The organism is Megasphaera sp. AM44-1BH (assembly GCF_003467125.1).
Taxonomy (GTDB): Bacteria; Bacillota; Negativicutes; order Veillonellales; family Megasphaeraceae; genus Megasphaera.
On the sequence record NZ_QSFA01000001.1, the window covers coordinates 37434 to 61623 of the forward strand.

Below are 24190 nucleotides of genomic sequence, written 5' to 3' on the forward strand. Positions count from 1 at the left end.
CCCTGCCGGTACGGCAAATAAAATAACGCCTGTTACGCTTTTCCATATAATTTCAATACAGCTTCCGTATAAGTCCCATCGGCATGGTGCACGATAAGTGGCGGCAGGACTTCTACACCCTTGCTGCCGCCCCGGATTCCTTCTACGAGAAACAGCTTGGCTTTCTTATCGGCTCTCCCATGGACCATCTGCACCACTTTGGGTTCAATGGCATGTGCACGCATCGCCGTCAGGATATCTGTCAGTCGTTCCGTAATATGTACCATGCGGAACCGTCCGTGGAATTTGAGCGCATACGATGCGGCATCGAGCACATCGTCCAGCGTTGCCGTTTCTTCATGACGTGCCCGGCGGATTCCTTCGGCATCGCTGTATGCACCACGGCTTTTTTCCCGGTACGGAGGGTTGGCATATACCACGGCAAACGCTCCGCTTTCCGACCAGTGGCGGATGGCACGATAATCTTCTTCTACAATCGTAATGACCGGTCCACGGCCATTGAGCGCCACATTGCGCCGGGCAATATCCGCCATGACCGGATTGAGCTCGGCACCGGTCACGGAAACAGCGCCACGAGCACTCAGAATCAGGGGAATGGCCGCCGTCCCAGTCCCCAGGTCGAGGACCTTCCCCCGGGGAACGGCACCGAAATGAGCCAACAGCACCGTATCGAGAGAGAAACAGAACTGGTCATCGCGCTGGATGACTTTCATTCCGTCCAGTACCAGGTCGTCGAGCCGTTCGTGAGGTCCCAGATTAACTTTCATGATCCGGTTCGGCTACGTCCGACCAGGGGACATTGACATTATGTCCTGATTCGAGCTGTACCTTGACCGTGTGGTCTTTCATATGGACGCGAAGTACCGTACCCAGGCCTTCATCGGTGATGACCCGCTGTCCGACCTGTGGCGGCTTCTGTTGTTCACAATTTTTCTGGCAGTTCTGGCACTTAAGCTCGCCCGAAGTATACAAGTCATTTTCGTATCGCAGGCAGCACATGAGGCGTCCGCAGATACCGGATATCTTCGTCGGATTGAGGGACATGCCCTGACCTTTTGCCATGCGGATGGATACAGGCTTGAAATCACCCAGGAAGGAAGCGCAGCATAACGGCCGGCCGCAATATCCGATACCGCCAATCATCTTGGCTTCATCTCGGAGACCAATCTGCCGCAGTTCGATACGCGTGCGGAATACCGATGCCAGATCCCGTACCAGTTCCCGGAAATCGATGCGTCCATCGGCGGTAAAAAAGAATATGATTTTCCCCATATCAAAGGTGTAATCTACATCGATGAGCTTCATGGGAAGTTTATGTTTGGCGATTTTTTCCAGGCAGATCGTAAAGGCCTTCTTTTCTCTTTCTTTATTGCGTTCTACCTGCCGCATATCTTTCGCCGTTGCTTTGCGGATAATCGGTTTCAGTGGCTGTACTACTTCCGATGCGGCGACACTGCGCGGGGCAATGACAACTGTTCCGTATTCCATGCCACGGGCCGTTTCGACAATGACCCCGTCCCCTTCGGCGAGGACGATTTCTGTCGGGTCAAAATAATATATCTTGCCGGCCGGTTTAAAACGTATGCCAACAACTATCAACTATATTCCTCCTTTTGCCCGGATAAACCGGATACACACGGCATCCCATACCAGCCGCACATTGACATGGCGGAGAATCGCTTCTCCTGCCTCATCGAGAACATGCTGGAGTGAAAAAATGCAGGAATCCGGCCAGGCCGGCAGCAGTTCTGAAACTTCATGAGCGTACTGGCCCAGATGGAGCCGTTCTTGCGGCACTCCCGAACGCATGACTACCATATCGCGGAGCAATATCTGGATCCAGCGGAAGACGTCCCGCGATTCCTGATCCGTCCATCCCGCTGAGATACTGTGCCACTTGGCGTAAGGGCATGCATGACGGGCCATGATCTGCAGGAAAGACAATGCCTGCTGAACCGCTTCAAGGCCGTTTCCATCTTTCAGGGCAAGTACGCGGGCGACATTGCCGCCGCCCCATAATACAGCCTGACGGTATGATTCTGCCGTTCCTCCGTATAGCCGCACCAGCCCTTGCAGCATCTCTTCATCCCCGACGGGTTCGAATGGTATCATGGCACAGCGTGACACAATGGTCGGCAGCAACAGGTCAGGCTGGCTGGTCACCAGAATGAAATGCACTCCCTGCGGCGGCTCTTCCAGTGTTTTGAGCATGCGATTGGCAAATTCCTTATTCATCGTTTCTACATGATTAATAATGCAGACCCGGCTCCCGGAAGCACGCAGCATCAACTTTCCCTGAAGCTGCCGGAACTGATCTACCCGGAGCATCGTACCGATGACATCGAGATAAAAAACAGTTCCCCCATCTTCAATAAACGGCGTATCGGCATCACAGGACAGGTGAGCGAAATCAGCGAGGAGCGGCCGTCCGCTGAGCGTTTCTGCGACAGCCCGTGCCATCAATGCCTTGCCAAGCCCCTCCGGCCCGGCAAAAATCATGGCATGGGGAAGCCGCTCTTCAGCAATCAGATGGCGCAGACGGGCTTTGATTGTCTCATGACCGATAACAGCATCAAAATAGTCCTGACTCATGCCGCGTTCCTCCTGATAAAAACTCTATACTAATCCTTTCTATTATAAGGAAAATGAAGCATAAAGTCTATACCATGCCGTTTATGAGAAAAGATACTGCTCACGGTATCAGGACTGCTGTGACTGCCCGGTACAGGTCAGCATGTATATCCTCTATGCTGCGCATCCGCCCATCTTCCGTACAGGCAATGCGCTTCCAGCCATAGCGGTCTGTCAGTTCGTCGTAGGCATCGTGGCATTTATGCAAAAAAGACTCATTTTTTTCATGAATGTCACCGGTCGCACCTCCGGTTTTTCCCTGCCTGCCCGCCATCAGCCGTTCTGTTACATCGAGCGGCACATCGAGGAGACAGACCAGATCCGGGCGGGGAAGTCCCATTTTTCCAAATTCAAAATCTTCCAGCCAGTCCAGATAAGCGCTGCGCTCTGCGGAATCGTTAAATTTAATCATCTGATAAAGCATATTGCTCGTCGTATACCGGTCGGCCAGGACTACACCGCCATTCTGCAAAAAGGATTTCCAGTACATCTGATACGATGCAAACCGGTCTACGGCATAAAAAGCCGACGCAGCGTACGGATTGACCGCATCGGCATCGGTACCGAAATCTCCCCGCAGATACATGCGCACGAGAGCGCTGGAATCGCTGTCGTAATTGGGAAAACTTACGGCCTGTACTGGTTTTCCATCTTTTTGGAGATGTTCCTGCAGCAGCTTCGTCTGCGTCGCTTTTCCACTGCCATCTCCTCCTTCTATAATAATCAGTTTGCCTTGCATGATGTCATCCTTTCCGTACGACCTGTATCGTATCCAGACTACTGTCGGCTGCACCATTGGTCACATATCCCGCAGCCAGTTTCTGATCTATATATGCCAATACATCCCCGGTCAGTACTTCTCCTGCTGCCACTACGGGGATTCCCGGTGGATAAAATGTAATCGTTTCGGCACATATCCGGCCTGCACAAAGAGACCGGGATATCGTTTCTTTTTCAGCATACCAGGCTTCCCGCGGGGCCATGACGACCTGAGGCTGCGGCAGCGGGGGTTCCGGCGTGTCTTTCCGCTCCACTACCTGATGCATGCCGGCAATCTTCCGGCAGCCATCGAGCAGAGCCTGTATACTTTTATCGCTGTCACCGAATGTAACCAGGGCCAGTACGTGATGGCCTGCCGTGAGTTCTACTTCTATGCGGGCATCCCGCAGCAGACGTTCTGCTTCCCGCCCCATAAGTCCCAATCCGGAAAAATCGATAGTCAGCTTTGTTTCATCCAGATTCCCGACGGCTTCATAGCGCATCATTTCCCTGCCAAAGCAGCTGATTCCGGGCAGGGCATTGAGCTGCTTCCGGGCCTGACGGGCCAGAGAAAGGGCCTGTGTTTCCCGCTGCCGCCCTTCCAGCGCCATTTGCTGCCGGGCCAGATCCAGAGAAGCCAGAAACCAGTAATGGGGACTCGTAGACTGAACGAGTGCCATAGCCGCTGCTACCCTGTCTGTATACGGAAAACCCCGGCGGCAGTGAAGCATGGATGTCTGTGTCAGCGAGCCCGTCAGCTTATGCGTACTCTGGGCCACACAATCGGCACCGCAGGCCAGCGCATCAGGCGGCAGTTCTTCATGAAAAGCCAGATGAGCTCCGTGAGCCTCATCGACCAGCACAATCAACCCATACTGATGGGCAATCCGGACCATCTCCGTCAGCTGTCCTGCCAGCCCGTCATAGGTCGGATACGTAAAGAGTACCGCTCTGGCGTCTTTATGGGCAGCGATAGCCGCCTGCAGACTGGCCGGATCTGGTCCGAGAGATACCTCTTCCCTCTCTGCATAGCGGCTTTCCATGTACGCCGGCACAGCACCGCTCAGAATCAGGCCGCTCAGGACACTGCGATGGGCTTCTCTGGGAATGAGTACCGTATCGCCGGGTCCGCAGACCGCCAGGATCATCGCTTCAATACAGGCGGTCGTACCGTTGACGGAAAAGAAAGTCCGTCCGGCGCCATATGCATCAGCAGCCAGCTCCATAGCTTCACGGAGCGGTCCTTCCGGCTGAAATAAATCATCGAGGGCATACATCAGTCCCAGATCCTGCCGCAGCGCCTTTCCAAAAAGGATCTGTTCCCTGACGGGAGCTCCCGCTCCCAGTTTATGCCCCGGCGTATGAAACGGTACCATCCGCTGCCGGCAGTATTCTTCCAATGCATCGGCAAAAGGAGCTTTCTTCTGCGCGTCTTTATTCATGTCCAATCACTCCATGAAGACGTAAAAATGGCTGAAGCAGGAAATCCTGCCGTTCATAGTCCGCCTCCTGCATCTGGTCCAGCGACCGCCGGAGCGACCCGTGGAGTTCACAAGTACGGAATTCTTCCGGCGTCACCCAGCGGTAATCGCAGTGTTCATGAGAAAGACGTACGTCCTCTGTATCCGTTACGGCTGTAAAAATGACACCATTCAGAAACTGTCCGTCTCTTTTCTGATAGCTCCAGGTTCCTGCCGTAGCCAGAATCTGAATGGAAAGCCCTGTCTCTTCCATGACTTCCCGGTGTACGGCCATAGCAAAATCTTCATCCCGTCTCAGTCCTCCACCGGGGAATTCCCAGTGATGCAGTCCTTCCGGATCATTTTTCTGCAGTACGAGAAGACGTCCGGCATGAAAAATCATGGCCTTTACGCTCAGTCCCATATGCACCCGTTCTTCCTGTGCCATAGCGCACCTCTTTCTATATCTTTCATATACAACTATAATAGATTATTTTAACAAATACAGGACAACAAAAAAAGCCCTGATTCTGCCATAACAGGACTCTGCGCATAAAAAAGACGCATCTTTTCATTTCGATGCGTCTTTTTGAATTGTATGTGCTTCTTTGATAGCAAACTGCGCTGTACCATCCGGCCGGGCATCCAGTTCACTGTACGCTCCGATAGGAAGACAGGCCTTATCCGTTCCGTGCCCGAACGGCAGCCCCCGGACAGCAGGCTTTCCTGCCTTTTTGGCATAATATGTCAGCACTTCATCGGTCGTAAAATCACCGGGATCGTGACCACAGTCTGTAAAATCGCCATAGACGATTCCTTCTACCTGCTGCAACAGTCCATTCTGCCAGAGCTGGTTCATCATCCGGTCGATGCGGTATGATTCTTCTCCTACGTCTTCCAGGACCAGGATACAGCCCTTTCCTTTTAGTTCATACGGCGTACCGGCGAGTGAGGCAATGACAGAAAGATTTCCCCCGATCAGCCTGCCTGAGGCTTTACCAGGAAGCACCGTCTGCAATGACCTGCCTGCCGGCATCGTCACAGCTCCCAGTGGCGCTGATGCCGTCACGGCCTGCCTGAACTGCTGAGAAGAATAGGGGCTTCCCGGAATAGTAATGAGCAGTGACCCGCTCAGGGTCACAAGATGGCTTTTTTCATAGAGTGCCGCCTCAAGAGCCGTAATATCGCTGAATCCGATGAGCAGTTTGGGATGGGCCGCAATCATGGCATAATCAAGCCGGTCCAGAATCCGGGCACTGCCGTATCCACCATTGAGACAGAGAATCGCATCGATGCGGTTATCCCGGAAACATGCATTGATATCATCGGCCCGTTCAGAATCTGTACCGGCGAAATATCCATACCGGTGCAGGGCCGACGGAGCCAGGCAGGTCTTATATCCCATGGCATGGAGGGCTTCCAGATGGGGAGCCAGTGCGATATCTTCACTATGGGTCGCAGGCGCAACGATGCCTATCGTATCGCCAGGCCGGAGAGGATGTCCCTTTACGATAGAAAGAGGTGACATCGCCTCTTCCGCCATAGCCATACCTGGCAGCAGACATAGGAGAAGCAGAGCCAGCATCCCGGCATAGATCCGGAGGCGTCTCACTTCCCAGCTCCCACGGCAGGCATCACATCGGGCCCGTGATAATACCGTTCCATAGCCTGTACATACTGGCCGGCATCGTAGAGATATTTACCGGTTTTTGCTTTATAGCAGAGATTGACGGCTACATAATCGGCCATCTGGCTGTGCTGTATCCGTTTACTCATAGGAATGACCTGCCAGGAATGAGTGCCTTCATCATAGACCCAGGCCTGTTTGCTCCGGTCTATCTTGTACGTAAGGGTATAGGTTCCCTCAATCTGTCCTGAATCTTCTTTGGAATTGAACATAGGAACCGTAAAAACCCAGTCGCCTCCTTTACCCGGTATGGTTTCCAGGTGGGATAAATCAATATAGACCTCATACCCCATGCCGAAATTCACAGGCCGGTAATGGGGATCAGCAGCCAGGGGACTCTTGAAGTATGCCTGTGCCGGCAGTACACTTCCCGCTCCCAGACACAGTGCCAGTCCCATCAGGATAGCCGCTTTTTTCCATATGTTTCCGTTTCGTCTGCCATGCTCGCTGCTCTTCATCCTGTTTCCGCCTTCCTTGTCTAGTCTTCCGGTAATTCCGGAGCGTCTTTGACTTCATCTTGTTTGTAATACTTGCGCAGGATAGACATAAATTCCTTTCCCGTAATCGTTTCTTTTTCATACAGGAATTTTGCCAGCTCATCCAGAAGCGGCCGGTTGTCAGAAAGAATCTTTCTGGCTTTATTATGCTGTTCCTTGACGAGCGATACGACTTTGGCATCGATGTACTTCTGCGTTTCCGGTGCACAGGCCAGTGATGTATCGCCGCCGAGATATTTATTCGTCACCGTTTCCATGGCGACCATATCGAACTCATCACTCATGCCATACCGGGTAATCATAGCCCGGGCCAGTTTCGTCGCCTGTTCGATATCATTGGATGCACCGGTCGTCACCTGGCCGAATACGACTTCTTCTGCAGCACGGCCACCGGTAAAGGTAGCAATTTTATTTTCCAGTTCTTCTTTGGACAAAATATATTTATCCTGCTGATCTACCTGCATGGTATATCCCAGCGCTCCCGATGTGCGGGGAATGATGGTGATTTTCTGTACCGGTGCCGAATGGCTCTGAAGGGCTGCTACCAGGGCATGTCCGATTTCATGATAGGCCACGGTCCGCTTTTCTTCGTCCGACAAAATAGCATTCTTCTTCTGATAGCCTGCGATGACCACTTCGATACTTTCTTCCAGATCAGCCTGACAGACGGCATCCCTGTGATCCCGCACGGCCCGGAGAGCCGCTTCGTTGACGATATTGGCCAATTCTGCACCGGAGGCACCGGCAGCCATACGGGCAATGGTATGGAAATCGACATCTGAATCCAGGCTGACTTTACGTGCGTGAGCCTTGAGGATGGCTTCGCGGCCCTGGAGATCCGGTAATTCGACAGGGACGCGGCGGTCAAACCGGCCCGGCCGGAGCAGTGCCGGATCCAGCGATTCCGGGCGGTTGGTCGCCGCCAGAATGACGACGCTGTCATCGGCATCGAATCCGTCCATTTCTGTCAGGAGCTGATTCAGTGTCTGTTCCCGTTCACTGTTACCCATGGCGCTGCCCGTCCGCTTCTGGCCGATAGCATCTATTTCATCAATGAATATAATGCACGGTGCTTTCTGCTTGGCCTGATTGAAAAGGTCACGCACCTTGGAAGCACCCATGCCGACGAACATTTCTACGAATTCCGAGCCGGCAATGGGGAAAAAGGGAACACCAGCTTCACCGGCTACAGCCTTGGCCAGCATCGTCTTGCCTGTGCCCGGAGGCCCCACGAGGAGCACCCCTTTTGGCATCTTGGCCCCTACTTTGGCATATTTATCTGGATGATGAAGGAAATCTACGATTTCAGACAGATTTTCCTTGGCTTCATCTTCACCGGCCACATCGGAAAAATGAATGCCATTGGCAGAGGGAACATAGACTTTCACCTGATTTTTCGAGCCAAACATGAGCGAATTCCCACCGCCCCGGCTCATCAGTTTACGATTGAAATAATACCCGATGCCAAAGAAAATCAGGATAGGCAGGATCCAGGCAATGAGAAAGTCCGTAAAGGGCGAATCCTTTTCCTTGATGACCTGATTGAAAGAAACATCGGCTTTATGCAGGCGTTCTGTCAGCTGAGGATCATTGACGACACCAGTCCGGTACTGATTACCGTCTTTGTCTTTGAACAGAATCTGATTTTCTTCAATTTCCACACTTGCTACCGACTTATCATCGGTCATGTTCATAAAGGTGCCATAATCGACATTCTTGACGCTCTGCTGATCATAATACGGTTTGGCAACGGCGTTGAACATAAAAATAATCGCCAGTGCTACAATATAATAAAACAGCATGGGCTTCTTTTTTTCTTTGATTTCTTTCATGATGTCACTTCCTTACTGTATAACTATACTCTGTGTTTTTTATTATAAACCCAAACCAGGAAAAATGATATGGAAAAAAGCACTGCCGGCAGGAGCAGTGCTTTTTCCCAGAGAAGTGGCTATCTAACAGGCATAGGCGTATCAGTCTTTAATCTGATATAACGCTTTTGTCGTATTAGCAAAGAAATCAGGATCGTCGTGGAAATAGTCACGGACGATATTGAGATGTTCATCAAAGGTGGAATACAGCGATACGACAGGGAAATTGGAAGCGTAAATGAGACGGTCCGGAGCAAAGGTTCCGCTCAGGAAATCGAGGAGTTCTTTCACAAACTTTTTATTCTGGGTCGGAAAGCCCGAAACCTTGCAGTACACATTTGGAAGAGAGGCAAACTTAGTCATCACTTCTTTATATGCCGGCGTTACTTCTGTCGCATTCCCACAGTGGTTGATGACGATTTTTGCCTGCGGAACCGTTTTTGCTGCCTGATACATATCATCCAGTTCTTCCGTACGGTTGCAGCTTTCAAAGAGAAGCCCTGCATCAGCCAATGCTTCCAATCCTTCGATAAAGCTTTTCTGCAGGCAGCGGCCCTTAGGCGAACCGGGTACATGGAGCGGTTCGCGGACACCAGCGATACCGAGGGGTACGCGCATGTGTGCTGAAAGGGGAGCCCGCATGACTTTGGCCAGCATCTTCGGTTCATGAAGGCCATAGATGTATTCATCTTCTTTAAAACGGTCATCACAATCGACTTCGATATAGACGCCGCCGAGGAAGTTGACATCGTCGTGGCGTCCGTAGGCTGCCAGAAGGTCTGACACGGCATAGCTGTGAGCAATGGCCGGGCAATCCTTGAGCCAGGGAAGACGGAGCACGTCGAGATTCCAGATATGGAAATGACTGTCAATAATATCTAACATGATTGTTCTCCTTACTGCTGAATAGCTTTCTTTGCACTGTCATCAGCGTGACATCCTTTAAAGCCGTACCAGGCAACATAGAGGAAGCACGGGATGAGCAGCAGATAGCCGGCAGCTGTATTGACCATATCGGCGACATGACCCATGAAGTACGGCATGATAGCGCCGCCGACGATACTCATAATGATGATACTGGATGCGGTCTTGACCAGGTTCTGCGGCAGATTGACAATGCTCAGGGCAAAGATGGTTGGGAAACTGATGGACATGAAGAAGAATACGGCAATGAGAAGGAATACGGCTGTGCTGCCGGACACGATGTTCAGCAGTACGACGAGGACGACGTTGATAGCTGAATACGCGCCGAGGATTTTACCGGCACTGAACTTTTTCATGAGCGGCGTCGTAACGACACGGCCAATCAGGAACGCTACGAGAGCGATGCTGAAGAAATAAGCGGCACGGCTGTCGGAAAGTCCCTGCCAGTGTTCAACACTATAATTGATAAAGAAGGCACCGGCACCAACCTGGGCTGCGATATAGAGGAACTGGGCGAGAGCACCGAGGCGGAAGTGTTTGTAGCTGAACAGCTGGCTGTACGACCCATCCCCTTCGGCTGCATCTTCATCCCCGGAAACTTCTGCCCCTTCAGGCAGTTTGTTGACTACGAAAAGAATCAGCATAACAACGACAATAGCAGCAATACCGACATAAACCATTTGTACGTTGTGCATGTTCTGCGAAATATCTGTGCCGCTGGCAATGGACAGGAAAAGCATACCCCCGATGATAGGCCCTAAGAACTGGCCAATACCGTTGGCGCACTGAGCGACATTCAGCCGGAACGCAGCGTCCTTATCACTGCCTAACTTCGTGATATACGGGTTGGCATTTGTTTCCAGGCTGGCCAGACCACAGGCGATGATAAAGAAAGCTACGAGGAAAATCTGGAAGCTGTGGGCGTTGCTGGCCGGGACAATCATAAGGGCGCCGATAGCATAGAGTGCCAGGCCCATCATGATACCACCTTTGTAGCCATATTTACGGGCTACGAGAGAAGCCGGTGTAGCAAAAACGAAATACCCGCCGAAATAGGCTGCCTGCAGCAGGCCGGAAGTAGCTTTTGTAATTCCCAGCTGGTTCTGGAAATTCTTGTTCATGACGTCGATCAGTCCATAACTGAGACCCCAGAGCAGAAATAGCGTCGTAACCAGGATAAACGCGATTTTTATGCTTTTATTGCTTGCACTTGGCATAAGTCCTTACCTCCCTGCCTTTAGGTTAACGCACGGTCGAGATGTACATAGCCGCCATCGACGAATACCCACTGGCCCGTCGTATGGGACGATACCGGCGAGAGGAGAAATACCGTATTGTCTCCGATTTCTTCAATTGTCGTAAAGCGGTGCTGGAACGGGATTTTATCGGTAATAACTTTCTTACGGGCTTCCGGATCATCAAAAGTCTTGATCCATTTTGCATACAGAGGCGTCCAGCATTCGCTGACTACGATGGCATTGACGCGGATTTCATACTGGAGGAACGCAGCAGCCCATTCACGGGTCAGGCCCAGGATAGCACCTTTGGCTGCCGCATAGGCACTCGTTTTACCCTGGCCCGTAAGAGCCGTCTTGGATGTAATATTGAGGACAGAGCCTTTGCTCTTAATCAGATAAGGAAGAGCGGCACGGACGAGTTCATAATAATGGGTCAGATTGCCATGGAGGCTCTTTTCAAAATCCTGCCACGACGTTTCTTCGATTGCTTTGTTATCGTTGCAGCCGGCATTATTTACGACGCCATAAATACCACCGCGGCGTTTCGCTACGTCATCAACAATCGGTTTAATCTGATCCGTATTATTGAGGTCGATGAGATGGAATTCATAATCGGCGCCCATAGCATCTAATTCTTTTTTGAATTCCGGTTTATCCGAACGGGTCAGAATAATGGGAACGGCGCCTTCTTTTACGAGAGACACTACGATACCGCTGCCAATACCAGCGCCACCACCAGAAACCAATACGACTTTGCCTTTTAACTGTAAATCCATGATATAATACCATCCTTTCTAATTATGCCGTAAGGGCATTGACCACTTAACTTCGTTGCTTATCATGCATGATTCGGATTTTTAATATTCCTTTTGTTCATGTTCATAGTATAGCATTGGGCAAAGTCCTTTACTTGTGTTATACTACCTATTAGTATAATAATTTTATGTATATTTCGGCTATTTTATTTATTTTTGTCAGTTAACAATGGTAAAATATAATAATTTTATCGATAAATTGCACAATATTACGTAAAAAAAGGAGGCGCCCTGTCTATTGGAACACGAAGGTTATCATGAAATGATGAAGCGCGGCCGCTTCGATTTCCCCATCGGTTTTTACCATGTCGAAAAATATCATCCCCGTTTTAACATGCCCTATCACTGGCACATGGAATATGAACTCATCCGCATGCTCCGCGGCGGTTTTACGATTTCACTCAATGAGGAGACACTGCATCTCGTTCCGGGGGATATTGTCTTTATCCGCGATGGCATCGTCCACGGAGGTGTCGTCGATTCTGATGATACAGCATATGAATGTCTCGTATTTGAACCTCCCAAACTGCTTCATTCGACCAACTATCAATCCAGTGATCTCAATAACCTGCTCAATCATACGCTCAACGTCCGCAATCACTTCAATCAGGATGACAAAAAGCTGGCCCTTATTGTCCGTATCCTCTTTGAAGAAATGCAACGGGAAAATCCCGGTTATGAACTGATTGTTACAGGCATGCTGTATACGGTATTCGGGCTTATCATTCAGGAAAAACAATATACTCCTGTGACCAAGCAGCCGGTAGAAACGAGTCATCTTCAGATGCAGAAATTAAAAAAGGCATTCCAGCTCATTGACGACAAATACGCGACACCCCTGACACTTTCCGAACTTTCCAGCGCTGCAGGATTGTCACCTAATTATTTCTGTAAATTTTTCCAGAAAATGACGCACTATACACCGATTGAATATCTGAATCAGTACCGCATCGACCAGGCCTGCCTGAAACTGGCCTATACAGACAAATCCATTACAGATATTGCCTATTCCTGCGGATTCAATAACCTCAGTTATTTCATCAAAACGTTCCGCAAACAAAAAGGAATTTCCCCTGGTAAATTTCGTCAGGTCAACCGGAAATAGTGTCAATATGCCATAAACAGAAAAACAGTCTTGCTGCACATGCAGTAAGACTGTTTTTCTGTTTACAATATTATTTTTCCAGAAAGTAGACGATTATGCTTCTTCTCCCCGCCAGCCGGACATCTGGGCTGCCAAACGGATTGCATGAGCAAACGAACTCGTTTTTGCAATGCCCTTGCCTGCAATATCGAATGCCGTACCATGTTCCGGTGTCGTAATAGCGTAAGGCAGGCCACCAGCTACGGTAACACCTTCGTCAAAGGCGAGAAGTTTTGTGGCAATCTGACCCTGGTCATGATACAACGTCACAACGGCATCGTATTCGCCACGGAAAGCATGCATGAAAATAGTATCTGCCGATACAGGACCGACTATATCTTTGCCCTGGGCCTGCAGGCTTTCTACGACAGGCTGAAGAATATCGATTTCTTCGGTCCCGCACAGACCACCTTCTCCGCAATGCGGATTGAGAGCTGCCAGTGCAATACGGGGATTGTCATATCCAGCCCGTTTCATCGTCTGGTATGTCAGATCAATCGTTTTCAGGACATTTTCTTTAGTGATATATTTAGGTACTTCTTTGAAGGGGATGTGCGTCGTAACGCGGAATGTCCACAATTTATTCATAACGTTGAGGATACCGCGGGGTTTATCCATCCAATCGAGGCACTGGGCAAAGAGTTCATGTTCATCTTCTACATGATACCCACCCCGTTTGAAAGCCTGTTTATTGAGCGGTCCGAAGACGAAGCCATCAATCTGATGCTGCTTCAGAAGGTCCATAGAATATACGAGCGTGTCCCCGGTTACTTTGCCGGACTTGGGATCCACTTCGCCGATTTTAACCGTATCGGGATCCAGATTTTTCAAATCAATGATAGAAATAGGACCATTCCAGTCAATCTGATCTACACTATCCACGCAGGTGAAAGGAAAATCAACGTGAGAAATTTCCATTCCCCGGCGCAGTACACGGGCATCACCGATGAGCACGGGACGGCAGCAGGTATCAGGCATTTTTTCTGCTACCAGTTTCGCAATCAGCTCCGGACCCACACCGGCGGCTTCCCCTAAGAATATACCTATAATTGGTTTCATAATAATAAATCCCCCAGTTTTCTATTAGTGTAAGTGAAGTTCATCTGCAATCTTCATTTCTGGATTAACTTTAAGCCATAGCATTGCACCAATTACCAAAATTGAAGAAGCAACAATAAATGGATAAATCCACGATCCCGTAATCTGTAATACCGCACCAAATACTAACGGCGAAAGTGCTGAACCGATATTACCTATGGTATTCATAAACCCAGAAATAGTGCCAGCATAATCATTACCAATATCTAAACAAGTTGCCCAATAGACACCAACGGCCATTTCCAACCCAAAAAGCGAACAAGCCATAAAAAATACCGCCATATATGCTGATTCAGTCAATGCCCCTGGAATCATAAATGCCGCTGCAATCAGCATGCCTGTCATCGGGACAATCCGACGCGCCAGCTTTCCATTTCCGGTCTTTTTCCAAATTTTATCCGAAATTAATCCACCCAAGGTATCACCAATAGTCCCGGCAAGCAAAGGCAAACTAGCAAAGAACCCCATTTGTAATAAATTAAATCCACGAGCTTCTACCAAATAACTCGGCAACCATGTCATAAAAATCCATACTGTGTAACAATATGTCGGATAACTTAAGCAAAGGAACCATGCATTTTTACTTTTTAACAGTTGTTTAAATGCCAATTTAGGTTTTGCTTTAGGTTCGACCGCTGCATCAGTTCCACGGATTAAATTAATTTCTGAATTAGAGATTTGTCCCCATTTTTTCTGATATTCCTTAGGCGTATCACGAAACCAAAACCACCATACAGCAGCCCAAATTAATCCAATAACAGAGAAAATTTCAAAACAAGCTCTCCAGCCCAACATTGATATGATAAATGCAGCAATCATTGGAGTAACGGCTCCGCCAAATCGTGAAAAGCCATGCGTAAGGCCTTGCGCAAAGCCACGTTCAGTTGCAGGAATCCAGTGTGCTAAAGCGCGAGTTGCTGAAGGAAATGCGCCACCTTCTCCTAAACCAAAAAGCAAGCGGACAACTACCAGTGAGATTGTATTCCAAGCCCATGAAGTTGCTACTGTAAAAACGGACCACCAAGTAACAATAATCGAAAGTGTTTTTCTGGCCCCATATTTATCGCAAAGCATACCTACTGGAACTTGAGCCATGGCATAAGTCCACGAAAAAACGGAAAGCACTAGTCCCCATTCCATTTTACTTAATCCAAATTCAGCCATCATAAAAGGAGCTGCAATTGAAATATTAACGCGATCTAAATATGTAATCAAGTAAATAAGACAAACAACAAATAAAACGAGAAAACGTACATGTGTCGGTTTTTTTACTTTTTCTATTGCACTTGATTTTATTTTCGTTGCCTCCAACATTACATAATACCTCCTGCATATCTAAGAGTTTTTGTAAAACAGCAACATGTTGCAATTATGATGACGTCTCAAACATATATATGAAATATTCATACCATATTTTCATTGTTATCAATAATTAATTTATTTTTTCGAAGTCAATCTATATATAGTATAGTTATGGTAAAATTAACACGAATTCATACATTATCTATAGCGATTTCAATTGCTTAAATTCTATTACTATAACTCATCACATTTTTTCACATAATCTCATCCATTCATTAATATTGTATCTGCCCCTATTTTTTAACAAAATATTCCATATTGAAACATTTTATTTATTGTATTTCAATACTGTATTTTCAAAATTTTCAAGAAACTTATACTATTGAATTATATAGCAGTTACTCTTACTCTTTCTTTTTTATAAAAAATACGCTTATTGTCTATTTTTAAAATTATTTTGCTTGATATTAAAACATTGAAGTTCTTTTTCTTTTCTGATACACTAGATATACGAGACAGTCCGGTGTATTCGGTTTTTCCTCACGAAAGTGAGGTGATCAGCATGAGGGTATATGAAGCGTTATCTTTGATAATTGCTTTTGCTACATTAATCGTGCTGATTATTTCAGTACGCAAATAATATAAACTGAAAAAAACCGCATACCTCGCGGTACACGGCCTTCTTCAATTCCTATAATCTAAGAGGAGAGCCGATGTGCAGCCACCGGACTATCTCCTTTTTTAGTATATCACACGAAAGGAAAAAAAGATAGGCAGACGATGTACAGCTACACGTTATCATTCTATCCTGTCACTTCATCTGCTTCATTTTCCGCCACAGCGTCGTACGGCTGATACCGAGTTGTGCCGCTGCATGTCCATAATGATAATGGGTTTCTTCCAGCACTTGCCGGATACGCTGATATTCATCCATCTCTCCGGCTGCCGGTGCTGACACGGTTTTCTGCTCTGCAGACATTGGTGGTTCTTCTTGCGGGGCCTGTTGGATTGTTCCAGTCTGGACCCCTCCGCTCAGAGCAATACGCAGATCATTTTCATGCAGTTCAGCTCCTTCGGTAAATACGGCAACGCGTTCTGCCACATTGTACAGTTCACGGATATTTCCAGCCCAATGCTGCTGCAGCAGACACTGTTCTGCCGCCTTCGTCATTCCTTTCCAGATAATACCATCACGGCTATAAATTCCCGACAAGAAGCGGCGGAACAGGAACAGCACATCCCGTCCCCGGTCCCGCAGCGGTGGCAGTACCAGATGCAGCGTATTGAGACGGTAATACAGGTCAAGCCTGAATTTCCCTTCCCGGCTCATCGCTGCCAGGTTCCGGTTTGTCGCGGCAATGACGCGGACATCGACAGGAATAATCCGGTCATCCCCGACACGCATGATTTCATGTTCCTGCAGTACACGCAAAAGAAGGCCCTGCATACGTGGAGAAATTTCAGCGATTTCATCGAGAAAAAGCGTTCCGTGATGGGCCGCTTCAAAAAGACCGCTCTTGCCGCCTTTCCGGGCATCCGTAAACGCGCCTTCTACATAGCCGAACAGTTCACTTTCCAGAAGATTTTCCGAAAGAACGGCACAGTTTACAGCGACAAACGGTTCCCGGCTGCGGCTGCTGGCGTTATGGATACTCTGGGCGAAGAGTTCTTTCCCGGTACCCGTCTCGCCATTGATCAGCACATTGGCATCAGCCTTGCTGTATTGCTTAGCCAGATGAATCGTTTCCAAAAGAGCCGGGCTCTCACCCAGAATATCATCAAAGTGCGCTTTGGCTATATGCCCTTTTTGATTCTTTTTACGCCGTATTTCATTGCCCAGATTCTGCACCTTCAAGACAGGCTGAAATGCCGCAACGGCACCAATCGTCTGTTCTCCCGACTGCATAGGGACACAGGTCAGCGTGACATCCTGGTCATTGAGACGGGTAATGCGGTTGAGCACCGGCTGGGCTGTTTCTACCACCTGGCGCAGGGGAATACGGGGCAGAAGAGAAGCCAGCCTTTTACCCGTACTTTGAGGGGAAAGACCTGTAATATTAGCGGCTTCCCTGTTGATGAGCAATATCTCATCATTCTTATTCACAGCTATGATACCATCGCTGGTATAGTTCAGGATAGCGCGGAACAGTTCGGCCCGGCGCCGTTCCTGAAGTGAGAGGTAATATGCCCGTTTCGCTTCTACCAGAGCCTGATAGACCGCCTCCCTGCCGGAACTGATGCGCACGGCGGCAAAGCCCAGTTTACGGGCAATAATGGTAGATGTTACGCCGCCGATAACCGCTTTGACCCCTTGTTCTTTCATTTCCAGAAGGCGTTCCCGTATGCCATCTTCCTCAAAAGCCGCAGCAGTCACAAGCTGCACCGGTATCAATTCAGAAATATGCCGGGCGCCGTAAATCATTTCCGTCGTTCCAATATAGCCGATGCGTTCTTCACCCGATTCTTTCTTGCAGGCCAGTGCCGCCCGCATGATATCGTATCCGCTGATCTTCAGCTCGGTAACAGGAACATGCCGCAGCAGTTGCTTCAGTTTGCGGTACGTGGCTCCGCGGGCAATGACTACATCGCCGCCGACGGCTACATCACCCAGTATCTGTGTCCCCAATTTAAGCACCGTCTCCAGCTGCCATTCGTCTTCGCCCTGTTGCTGCTGTTCGAGAAACGTACGGCAGACGACGTCTTTCATTTCCATATATGGCAAAAAGAAAGTGATTTTCATAGCGTTCAGCCTGTCTCCTTATCAGCGGCAGAGATTGTTGCGTACATTGACGATAAAATCCTGCACATTGGTCACGATGGAATCGACACTCAGGCTGCCCCGGTCGCGCAATTTATTGACAGCAAATTCCGAGATATCGACACAATAAAAATAGGTCGGTCGTACGACACCATGCACGACACGGTACGATGGAAACATATTGCCTGTGGCAATGGAATGGAGCATCGTTGCCATGCAGATAATCGTCGTGGCATCACTGATCATGGCCCGCATGGCATCCTGTGCCTGATAGACATCTCCGATGACTTCCGGAAGAGGCCCGTCATCACGGATAGAACCAGCCAGCACGAATGGGATGTGGCACTGATCGCAGGCGGCAATGATACCCGTATCCAGTTTTTCCTTTTCAATGAACGAATGGATGGACCCGTACTGGCGTACCTTATTGATTGTATCAAGGTGATTGTAGTGTCCCAGCGGAGCCAGCTTTTGTGTATAAATGTCCTGCCCCAGTGCCGTACCGAGATATGCCGCTTCCAGATCATGGGTAGCCAGCGCATTCCCTGCCATTAGGCCATTGACATAGCCATTGCGCACAAGGTCCGAAAACGCCTTTCGTGAGTCCGCATCAAAGGCGCAGGCCGGCCCCAGAATCCAGACCACTTTGCCATGGTCTTTTTCATGCCGCAAGAGTTCGTAAATGGAGTCATAATCTTTGGAGTACGACGTTTCCCTCGAACGCCCTGTGCGGAATACAAAGGTATCTTTATGTTTATCTTCATCTGTCAGGAAGCCATCAACGTGTACATAAATTCCTTCTTCCCCGTGTTCTTTGCGGCCTACGACGACAAGGTCCCCCTTTTTCAGGTTGCGGAATTCTACGATGCAGATTTTCCTGCCATCATATACGGGGACACAATCCATCCGGCTTTCTTCAGCCAGAAGCCATTGACCGTGTATTTTGAAATATTCCGGGAAAATCGACATGGAATGATAGTGATCCGGTGCCCCTCCATCCGTCGGTGCCGGTACTAACGTAACGTCCGGAGCACTCACAAATGGTTCTTTCGTAAAATCCGGTGCCGTGTAAACTGGCATAGACCAACTCATAATAACTCCTCCTCATTATCGTATTATCTTTTATATTTCATATTATATGTATATAATGCCTTTATATATATTGTATCATGCCGTTGTTGAATGAACAAACTATTATTTTATTTTGATATATTAAGATGTCCCCTGATGTTCCATGCCTTTACAATCCCTTTCACTTTTTCTATAATGAAGAAAATACACAGAAGGGACGATAGTATGGCAGATGAAAATGTAAAACGAGGAATGGTTTGTGCCACCATCGGCGCACTCAGCTGGGGGCTCTCCGGCACATGCGGCCAGTATTTATTCATGCACTATACCATAGATGCCCTGCTCCTGACAAATATCCGCATGCTCGGTGCCGGTATCGTCCTCATGATTCTGGTCATTTCCCTGCAACGGCATACTCTGACAGCCCTCATGCACAACCGGCGCGATATGGCACAACTGGCAGCCTTTTCGGTTCTGGGACTGGTCACCTGTCAGCTTACGTATTTATCGGCTATCCAATATGCCAATTCAGGGACAGCCACGGTCCTGCAATCCCTGAATGTAGCTCTCATGTCCTGCATAGCCGCCATTCGGTTCCGGCGCTGGCCCGACCGCTGGCAGATGATCGCCATCTTTCTGGCATTAGCCGGAGTTTTCCTCATTGCCACAGGTGGCCAGATACAGACTATGGTCATCTCCCCTCAGGGACTCTTCTGGGGCATCGGCGCCGCTATCGGCTCTATTCTGTACACGGTCCTGCCACACAAACAAATCCGTAAATGGGGTACTCTTCCCGTCAATGCACTGGGTATGCTCATCGGCGGCATCGTGCTGACAATCTGCCTGCGTCCCTGGCAGATTGCCATGAACCTCGATACGGCCGGAATCTTTGCGATTGCCTTTATTGTCCTGATTGGCACGGTAGCCTCCTTCACCTTATTTCTGCGCGGCGTCGGCGATATCGGTCCGGTCAAAGCTACGTTTATCGGCACTCTTGAACCCGTTTCCGCTACCCTTTCTTCGTTATTATTTCTGGGTACACCATTTTCGTTCACCGATTTTGTCGGATTTGCCTGTATTATTGCCACCGTCTATCTGATTACCATGAAAAGCCGAACATGATTCTCAACTATTTTCTCAATTTTATTGACATGAATGTATAAATACTATATAATGTGTACATTACCTCAAGGGAGTAATCAGTACATAGGGATATGTATAGTAGTATCGACATACTGGTGCCCGCACCCGGTACTATTTGAAATGATGAGACTTGAAGACAGTTTTTCTGTCTTTACGTCTCTTTTTTTTATAATTTTTTATACAGAAAAGGAGCCATCCCTCATGAATACTATTGAATTATTCTTACTGGCCCTGGGTCTTTCCATGGATGCCTTTGCCGTATCGGTCTGTAAAGGTCTTTCCCTGGGACATATCCGCCTGCGCCATATGCTGATTGCCGGTGCCTGGTTCGGCGGCTTTCAGGCCCTGATGCCGACGCTGGGCTATCTCCTGGGCAGTTTCTTTTCTACCTATATCGTGCAGTACAACTACTGGATTTCCTGTCTCCTCCTCGTTCTCATCGGTGGCAATATGATCCGCGAATCGGGCAGCAGTGAACAGGAAAATGACGGTGGCGCCGCTCTCGATACCCGGACTATGCTCATACTGGCCATCGCCACCAGCATCGATGCCCTGGCAGTAGGTGTTACCTTTGCGTTCATGGGCGTATCCATTCTCTACTCTGCGCTCTGCATTGGCTGTACGACCTTTGTCTGTTCTGCCATCGGAGTAAAAGCCGGCAGTCTCTTTGGCCTGCGGTATCAGAAAAGCTCCGAACGCCTTGGCGGTATCGTACTCATCCTGATTGGCCTGAAAATCCTCCTGCAGGGACTTGGCATACTATAGTTCTCAATTTTGCATAGAATGTATTAAATACTTTTCTTAATATTTTTAAGATTCTTCTTAACTTTAATATTTTTCGGTATTTTATTTATTTTTTATTGACGAGGCGAATATTTTGTGCTAGGATGAGAACAAAATTGAATAAAGGGGGATAGAAAAACGTTCTACTGCCCAATCTGTCTGGGGAGACAAGACGGCAGTCTGTCAGGACATCTATACTGACAGGGTAAAGAATATGTATGCGTTATGCCTGACGTATGCATATATTACGTTTTTAGAGGGGAGTATCAGGTATTATGGTCCTTTACAATTTTGCTTTAGCATTTTTTGCCTGCGGCTGCGCATACGTAATCGGTGAATATGTATCCACTATTACAAAAGCGTGGATTCCGTCCGTTTTTGTCACGGCATGCATCATGCTCGTCGGTTACTGGACAATCTTTCCGAAGGAAATGATTACCAATGCCGGTCTTATGCCATTCGCTAATACGATTGCTATTTTTCTTCTTATCGTTCATATCGGTACCATTATCAGTATCCAGCAGCTGATCCGGCAGTGGAAAACCGTCGTCATTTGCTTATTCGGCCTCTTAGGGATGTGTGTCATCGGCTATTATGTCGGTTCACTCTTTATGGACCGTACTCTTATCATCGCTGGGCTGCCGCCTCTTACTGGTGGTATCGTTGCTGCTACGATCATGCAGATGGCCGCTTCCAAAGCCGGCCTCATGACGGCATCCGTCTTTGCCATCACCATGTACTGCATCCAGGGTTTTGCCGGCTATCCGCTTACCGCTATCTGCCTTCAGGCTGAAGGCCGCCGCCTGCTCAAACAGCTCCGCAGCGGGGAAGTCGTCCTCACACCGGAAGAAATTGAACGCAATTCCCACGTCGGCATGACGGCCATTGCTGATGACAGCAAACGGAAAACGCTGATCCCGAAAATGCCGCAGAAATTTAATACACCTGTTTTCATGCTGACCAAACTCGGTCTCGTCGCTTGGTTTGCCATTATTCTCGGTCAGCTGACCCCGGTCAACGGTGCTATCTGGGCACTCGTCCTGGGCGTTGTCTTTACGTATATCGGCTTCCTCGAACAGAACACACTGAGCCGTGCCGGTTCCTATTGGATTGTCATGTTCGCATTGATGATGTTCGTATTCGACGGCCTCAAAAACTGCACTCCGGATATGCTTATTTCCATCATCGGGCCTATGGTCATCCTCATCGTCACCGGGACGTTAGGCATGTGCATTTTCTCCTTTGTCATTGCCAAAATCCTCAAGATTTCTTTCCCGCTGGCCTTTGCCAACGGCCTGACGGCACTCTATGGATTCCCCTGCGATGCCATCATTACAGAAATGACCTGTGATTCTCTGGCCGATGATATGGTAGAACGGGGCTATCTCATGAGCCACATGTTTCCGAGCATGATTGTCGGCGGCTTTACTTCCGTTACAATCACATCGGTACTGATTGCTGGTTACTTCGCTACACTGCTCTGATCAGACAACGGTCTTAGTACGTATCGGTACAAATCACACGGGCGTTATTCTTTATGGATAACGCCTGTTTTTTTTATATCAAGAAATCCCTCTTCTCTATACTGATTATAGAAACCGAATATTAATATATTACATTGCATTTGTTGTATTTTTATCTTTTATATATCAGTAAAACGTTTAATTTAATATTCAACCTTATTAAAACTAATTTTTTATTGACAAACCATTCTGACAGTACTAGTATATGAGTCACCACCTCAGAACGAGGGGATTTAGTTATAGCTTTTATGAGAGGGGTTTTTTGTATTATGGTATTGTATAACTTTGCCCTGGCCTTTTTTGCCTGCGGCGTCGTATTCGTCATCGGCGAATACGTTTCCAAATTATCCAAAGCCTGGATTCCATCGGTTTTCGTCACAGCCTGCCTCATGCTGTTCGGCTACTGGACGATTTTTCCAAAAGAAATGGTCACTAATTCAGGACTCATGCCTTTTGGCAATACGATTGCTATTTTCCTTCTGATTGTACACATCGGTACGATTATCAGCGTACAACAGCTCATCCGTCAATGGCGTACTGTCGTCATCTGCCTGTTCGGCCTCCTGGGCATGTGTATTATCGGCTATTATCTTGGATCACTGCTCATGGACCGTACACTGGTCATTGTTGGTCTGCCTCCGCTTACCGGCGGTATCGTTGCCACGACGATTATGCAACAGGCCGCAACAAAAGCCGGCCTCATGAGTGCTTCCGTCTTTGCTATTGCCATGTATTGCATCCAGGGTTTTGCCGGTTATCCGCTCACAGCTGTCTGCCTTCAGGCTGAAGGCAAACGTCTTTTGAAGCAGCTTCGTACAGGCGAAGTCGTACTCTCACCGGAAGAAATCGAACGCAATTCCCACGTCGGCCTCACTGCTGTATCCAATGATACACAGCGCAAGACACTGCTCCCCAAAATGCCGGAAAAATTCAATACGCCGGTTTTCATGATGACCAAGCTCGGCCTTGTTGCCTGGTTCGCTATCCTGCTCGGTCAGGTTACGCCGGTAAACGGCGCTATCTGGGCTCTGGTACTAGGCGTATTTTTCACCTATATCGGCTTTCTGGACCAGAATTCCCTGACCCGTGCCGGATCGTTCTGGATCATCATGTTCGCATTGATGATGTTCGTCTTTGACGGCCTCAAGAACTGTACTCCGGACATGCTCATGTCTCTCATCGGCCCTATGGTCATCCTGATTCTCGTCGGTACTGCCGGCATGGGCTTATTTGCCTTTGTTATTTCCAAAATCATGCACATTTCCTTCCCACTGGCATTTGCCAACGGCCTGACTGCGCTTTATGGCTTTCCCGCCGATGCCCTGATTACGGAAATGACCTGTGATTCCTTGGCAGATAATATGGTAGAACGGGGCTACCTCATGAGCCATATCTTCCCCAGCATGATTGTCGGCGGTTTTACATCCGTCACCATTACATCGGTTCTGATTGCCGGGTATTTTGCTACCCTGCTCTGATATCACAA

Annotated in this window: 22 protein-coding genes; 6 read left to right on the plus strand and 16 right to left on the minus strand. The window is 48.5% G+C overall.

The genetic code is table 11. The features are described from left to right. Positions 1–32: 32 nt before the first annotated feature. The 12 genes from DW949_RS00165 to DW949_RS00220 form a co-directional block, all read right to left on the minus strand. Positions 33–767 carry a tRNA1(Val) (adenine(37)-N6)-methyltransferase gene (locus DW949_RS00165; RefSeq protein ID WP_118021274.1) on the minus strand — a complete coding sequence of 245 codons (735 nt, stop codon included), beginning with the start codon at positions 765–767 and terminating at the stop codon, positions 33–35. Further along, positions 757–1599 (minus strand): stage 0 sporulation family protein, encoded by an 843-nt coding sequence (locus tag DW949_RS00170; protein ID WP_059077111.1) that lies wholly within the window; start codon positions 1597–1599, stop codon positions 757–759. Before DW949_RS00170 ends, DW949_RS00165 begins: the two co-directional genes overlap by 11 nt. Then, a complete protein-coding gene (locus DW949_RS00175; protein ID WP_118021275.1) occupies positions 1600–2592 on the minus strand; it encodes an AAA family ATPase in 993 nt (330 codons plus the stop codon). Positions 2593–2692: 100 nt separating this feature from the next. Next, positions 2693–3370, minus strand: a complete 678-nt coding sequence (locus tag DW949_RS00180) for a thymidylate kinase (protein WP_118021276.1) — start codon at positions 3368–3370, stop codon at positions 2693–2695. Between the two features lie 4 nt (positions 3371–3374). Further along, positions 3375–4832: an aminotransferase class I/II-fold pyridoxal phosphate-dependent enzyme gene (locus tag DW949_RS00185; protein WP_118021277.1), complete on the minus strand. Its 1458-nt coding sequence runs from the start codon at positions 4830–4832 to the stop codon at positions 3375–3377. Further along, positions 4825–5298, minus strand: a complete 474-nt coding sequence (locus DW949_RS00190) for an NUDIX domain-containing protein (protein WP_118021278.1) — start codon at positions 5296–5298, stop codon at positions 4825–4827. Before DW949_RS00190 ends, DW949_RS00185 begins: the two co-directional genes overlap by 8 nt. A gap of 123 nt (positions 5299–5421) precedes the next feature. After that, positions 5422–6462 (minus strand): LD-carboxypeptidase, encoded by a 1041-nt coding sequence (locus DW949_RS00195; RefSeq protein ID WP_233539438.1) that lies wholly within the window; start codon positions 6460–6462, stop codon positions 5422–5424. Continuing rightward, positions 6459–6995 (minus strand): hypothetical protein, encoded by a 537-nt coding sequence (locus DW949_RS00200; RefSeq protein ID WP_233539439.1) that lies wholly within the window; start codon positions 6993–6995, stop codon positions 6459–6461. The genes DW949_RS00195 and DW949_RS00200 overlap by 4 nt, the downstream gene beginning before the upstream one ends. Positions 6996–7015: 20 nt before the next feature. Continuing rightward, a complete protein-coding gene (ftsH, locus tag DW949_RS00205; protein WP_118021279.1) occupies positions 7016–8866 on the minus strand; it encodes an ATP-dependent zinc metalloprotease FtsH in 1851 nt (616 codons plus the stop codon). 141 nt (positions 8867–9007) lie between these two features. Then, on the minus strand, positions 9008–9790 hold the full coding sequence (locus tag DW949_RS00210; RefSeq protein WP_118021280.1) for an amidohydrolase: 783 nt from the start codon (positions 9788–9790) through the stop codon (positions 9008–9010). A gap of 11 nt (positions 9791–9801) precedes the next feature. After that, the gene (gene fucP, locus DW949_RS00215) at positions 9802–11046 is read right to left on the minus strand and encodes an L-fucose:H+ symporter permease (RefSeq protein WP_118021281.1); all 1245 of its coding nucleotides are present in this window, start codon (positions 11044–11046) and stop codon (positions 9802–9804) included. Between the two features lie 20 nt (positions 11047–11066). Continuing rightward, positions 11067–11843, minus strand: coding sequence for an SDR family oxidoreductase (locus DW949_RS00220; protein WP_059077119.1), 777 nt, complete (start codon positions 11841–11843; stop codon positions 11067–11069). A gap of 277 nt (positions 11844–12120) precedes the next feature. Between DW949_RS00220 and DW949_RS00225 the strand changes: the two genes are divergently transcribed. Next, positions 12121–12987, plus strand: coding sequence for an AraC family transcriptional regulator (locus DW949_RS00225; protein ID WP_118021282.1), 867 nt, complete (start codon positions 12121–12123; stop codon positions 12985–12987). Between the two features lie 93 nt (positions 12988–13080). Here the strand turns inward: DW949_RS00225 and DW949_RS00230 are convergent, their stop codons facing one another. Then, on the minus strand, positions 13081–14085 hold the full coding sequence (locus DW949_RS00230; protein WP_118021283.1) for a PdxA family protein: 1005 nt from the start codon (positions 14083–14085) through the stop codon (positions 13081–13083). A gap of 24 nt (positions 14086–14109) precedes the next feature. Beyond that, positions 14110–15438 (minus strand): MFS transporter, encoded by a 1329-nt coding sequence (locus DW949_RS00235; RefSeq protein ID WP_118021284.1) that lies wholly within the window; start codon positions 15436–15438, stop codon positions 14110–14112. Positions 15439–15988: 550 nt separating this feature from the next. Here DW949_RS00235 and DW949_RS13900 point away from each other — a divergent pair. After that, positions 15989–16066 carry a putative holin-like toxin gene (locus DW949_RS13900; RefSeq protein WP_370448702.1) on the plus strand — a complete coding sequence of 26 codons (78 nt, stop codon included), beginning with the start codon at positions 15989–15991 and terminating at the stop codon, positions 16064–16066. Positions 16067–16237: 171 nt separating this feature from the next. Here the strand turns inward: DW949_RS13900 and DW949_RS00245 are convergent, their stop codons facing one another. Both DW949_RS00245 and DW949_RS00250 read right to left on the minus strand, forming a co-directional pair. After that, positions 16238–18166, minus strand: coding sequence for a sigma 54-interacting transcriptional regulator (locus DW949_RS00245; protein WP_118021285.1), 1929 nt, complete (start codon positions 18164–18166; stop codon positions 16238–16240). Positions 18167–18187: 21 nt separating this feature from the next. Beyond that, on the minus strand, positions 18188–19276 hold the full coding sequence (locus tag DW949_RS00250) for a hypothetical protein (RefSeq protein WP_118021286.1): 1089 nt from the start codon (positions 19274–19276) through the stop codon (positions 18188–18190). Positions 19277–19480: 204 nt separating this feature from the next. Here DW949_RS00250 and DW949_RS00255 point away from each other — a divergent pair, with 204 nt between their 5' ends. From DW949_RS00255 to DW949_RS00270, 4 genes are all read left to right on the plus strand, one after another. Further along, complete coding sequence (locus DW949_RS00255; protein WP_158570609.1) at positions 19481–20377, plus strand: DMT family transporter; 897 nt, start codon at positions 19481–19483, stop codon at positions 20375–20377. A 222-nt stretch (positions 20378–20599) separates the two neighbouring features. Further along, complete coding sequence (locus DW949_RS00260; protein ID WP_118021288.1) at positions 20600–21163, plus strand: manganese efflux pump MntP family protein; 564 nt, start codon at positions 20600–20602, stop codon at positions 21161–21163. A gap of 293 nt (positions 21164–21456) precedes the next feature. Continuing rightward, positions 21457–22665: a hypothetical protein gene (locus tag DW949_RS00265; RefSeq protein ID WP_118021289.1), complete on the plus strand. Its 1209-nt coding sequence runs from the start codon at positions 21457–21459 to the stop codon at positions 22663–22665. 308 nt (positions 22666–22973) lie between these two features. After that, the gene (locus DW949_RS00270) at positions 22974–24182 is read left to right on the plus strand and encodes a hypothetical protein (RefSeq protein WP_118021290.1); all 1209 of its coding nucleotides are present in this window, start codon (positions 22974–22976) and stop codon (positions 24180–24182) included. The last annotated feature ends 8 nt before the right edge of the window (positions 24183–24190 follow it).

Excerpts from the sequence above, each read along its gene's own strand:
- DW949_RS00245 (WP_118021285.1), bottom strand. The coding sequence starts at position 18,166 with ATGAAAATCACTTTCTTTTTGCCATATATGGAAATGAAAGACGTCGTC.
- DW949_RS00255 (WP_158570609.1), top strand. The coding sequence starts at position 19,481 with ATGGCAGATGAAAATGTAAAACGAGGAATGGTTTGTGCCACCATCGGC.
- DW949_RS00235 (WP_118021284.1), bottom strand. The coding sequence starts at position 15,438 with ATGTTGGAGGCAACGAAAATAAAATCAAGTGCAATAGAAAAAGTAAAA.
- DW949_RS00230 (WP_118021283.1), bottom strand. The coding sequence starts at position 14,085 with ATGAAACCAATTATAGGTATATTCTTAGGGGAAGCCGCCGGTGTGGGT.
- DW949_RS00180 (WP_118021276.1), bottom strand. The coding sequence starts at position 3,370 with ATGCAAGGCAAACTGATTATTATAGAAGGAGGAGATGGCAGTGGAAAA.
- DW949_RS00265 (WP_118021289.1), top strand. The coding sequence starts at position 21,457 with ATGGTCCTTTACAATTTTGCTTTAGCATTTTTTGCCTGCGGCTGCGCA.
- DW949_RS13900 (WP_370448702.1), top strand. The coding sequence starts at position 15,989 with ATGAGGGTATATGAAGCGTTATCTTTGATAATTGCTTTTGCTACATTA.
- DW949_RS00190 (WP_118021278.1), bottom strand. The coding sequence starts at position 5,298 with ATGGCACAGGAAGAACGGGTGCATATGGGACTGAGCGTAAAGGCCATG.
- DW949_RS00185 (WP_118021277.1), bottom strand. The coding sequence starts at position 4,832 with ATGAATAAAGACGCGCAGAAGAAAGCTCCTTTTGCCGATGCATTGGAA.
- ftsH (WP_118021279.1), bottom strand. The coding sequence starts at position 8,866 with ATGAAAGAAATCAAAGAAAAAAAGAAGCCCATGCTGTTTTATTATATT.
- DW949_RS00200 (WP_233539439.1), bottom strand. The coding sequence starts at position 6,995 with ATGAAGAGCAGCGAGCATGGCAGACGAAACGGAAACATATGGAAAAAA.
- DW949_RS00220 (WP_059077119.1), bottom strand. The coding sequence starts at position 11,843 with ATGGATTTACAGTTAAAAGGCAAAGTCGTATTGGTTTCTGGTGGTGGC.
- DW949_RS00250 (WP_118021286.1), bottom strand. The coding sequence starts at position 19,276 with ATGAGTTGGTCTATGCCAGTTTACACGGCACCGGATTTTACGAAAGAA.
- DW949_RS00210 (WP_118021280.1), bottom strand. The coding sequence starts at position 9,790 with ATGTTAGATATTATTGACAGTCATTTCCATATCTGGAATCTCGACGTG.
- DW949_RS00260 (WP_118021288.1), top strand. The coding sequence starts at position 20,600 with ATGAATACTATTGAATTATTCTTACTGGCCCTGGGTCTTTCCATGGAT.
- DW949_RS00175 (WP_118021275.1), bottom strand. The coding sequence starts at position 2,592 with ATGAGTCAGGACTATTTTGATGCTGTTATCGGTCATGAGACAATCAAA.
- fucP (WP_118021281.1), bottom strand. The coding sequence starts at position 11,046 with ATGCCAAGTGCAAGCAATAAAAGCATAAAAATCGCGTTTATCCTGGTT.
- DW949_RS00165 (WP_118021274.1), bottom strand. The coding sequence starts at position 767 with ATGAAAGTTAATCTGGGACCTCACGAACGGCTCGACGACCTGGTACTG.
- DW949_RS00270 (WP_118021290.1), top strand. The coding sequence starts at position 22,974 with ATGGTATTGTATAACTTTGCCCTGGCCTTTTTTGCCTGCGGCGTCGTA.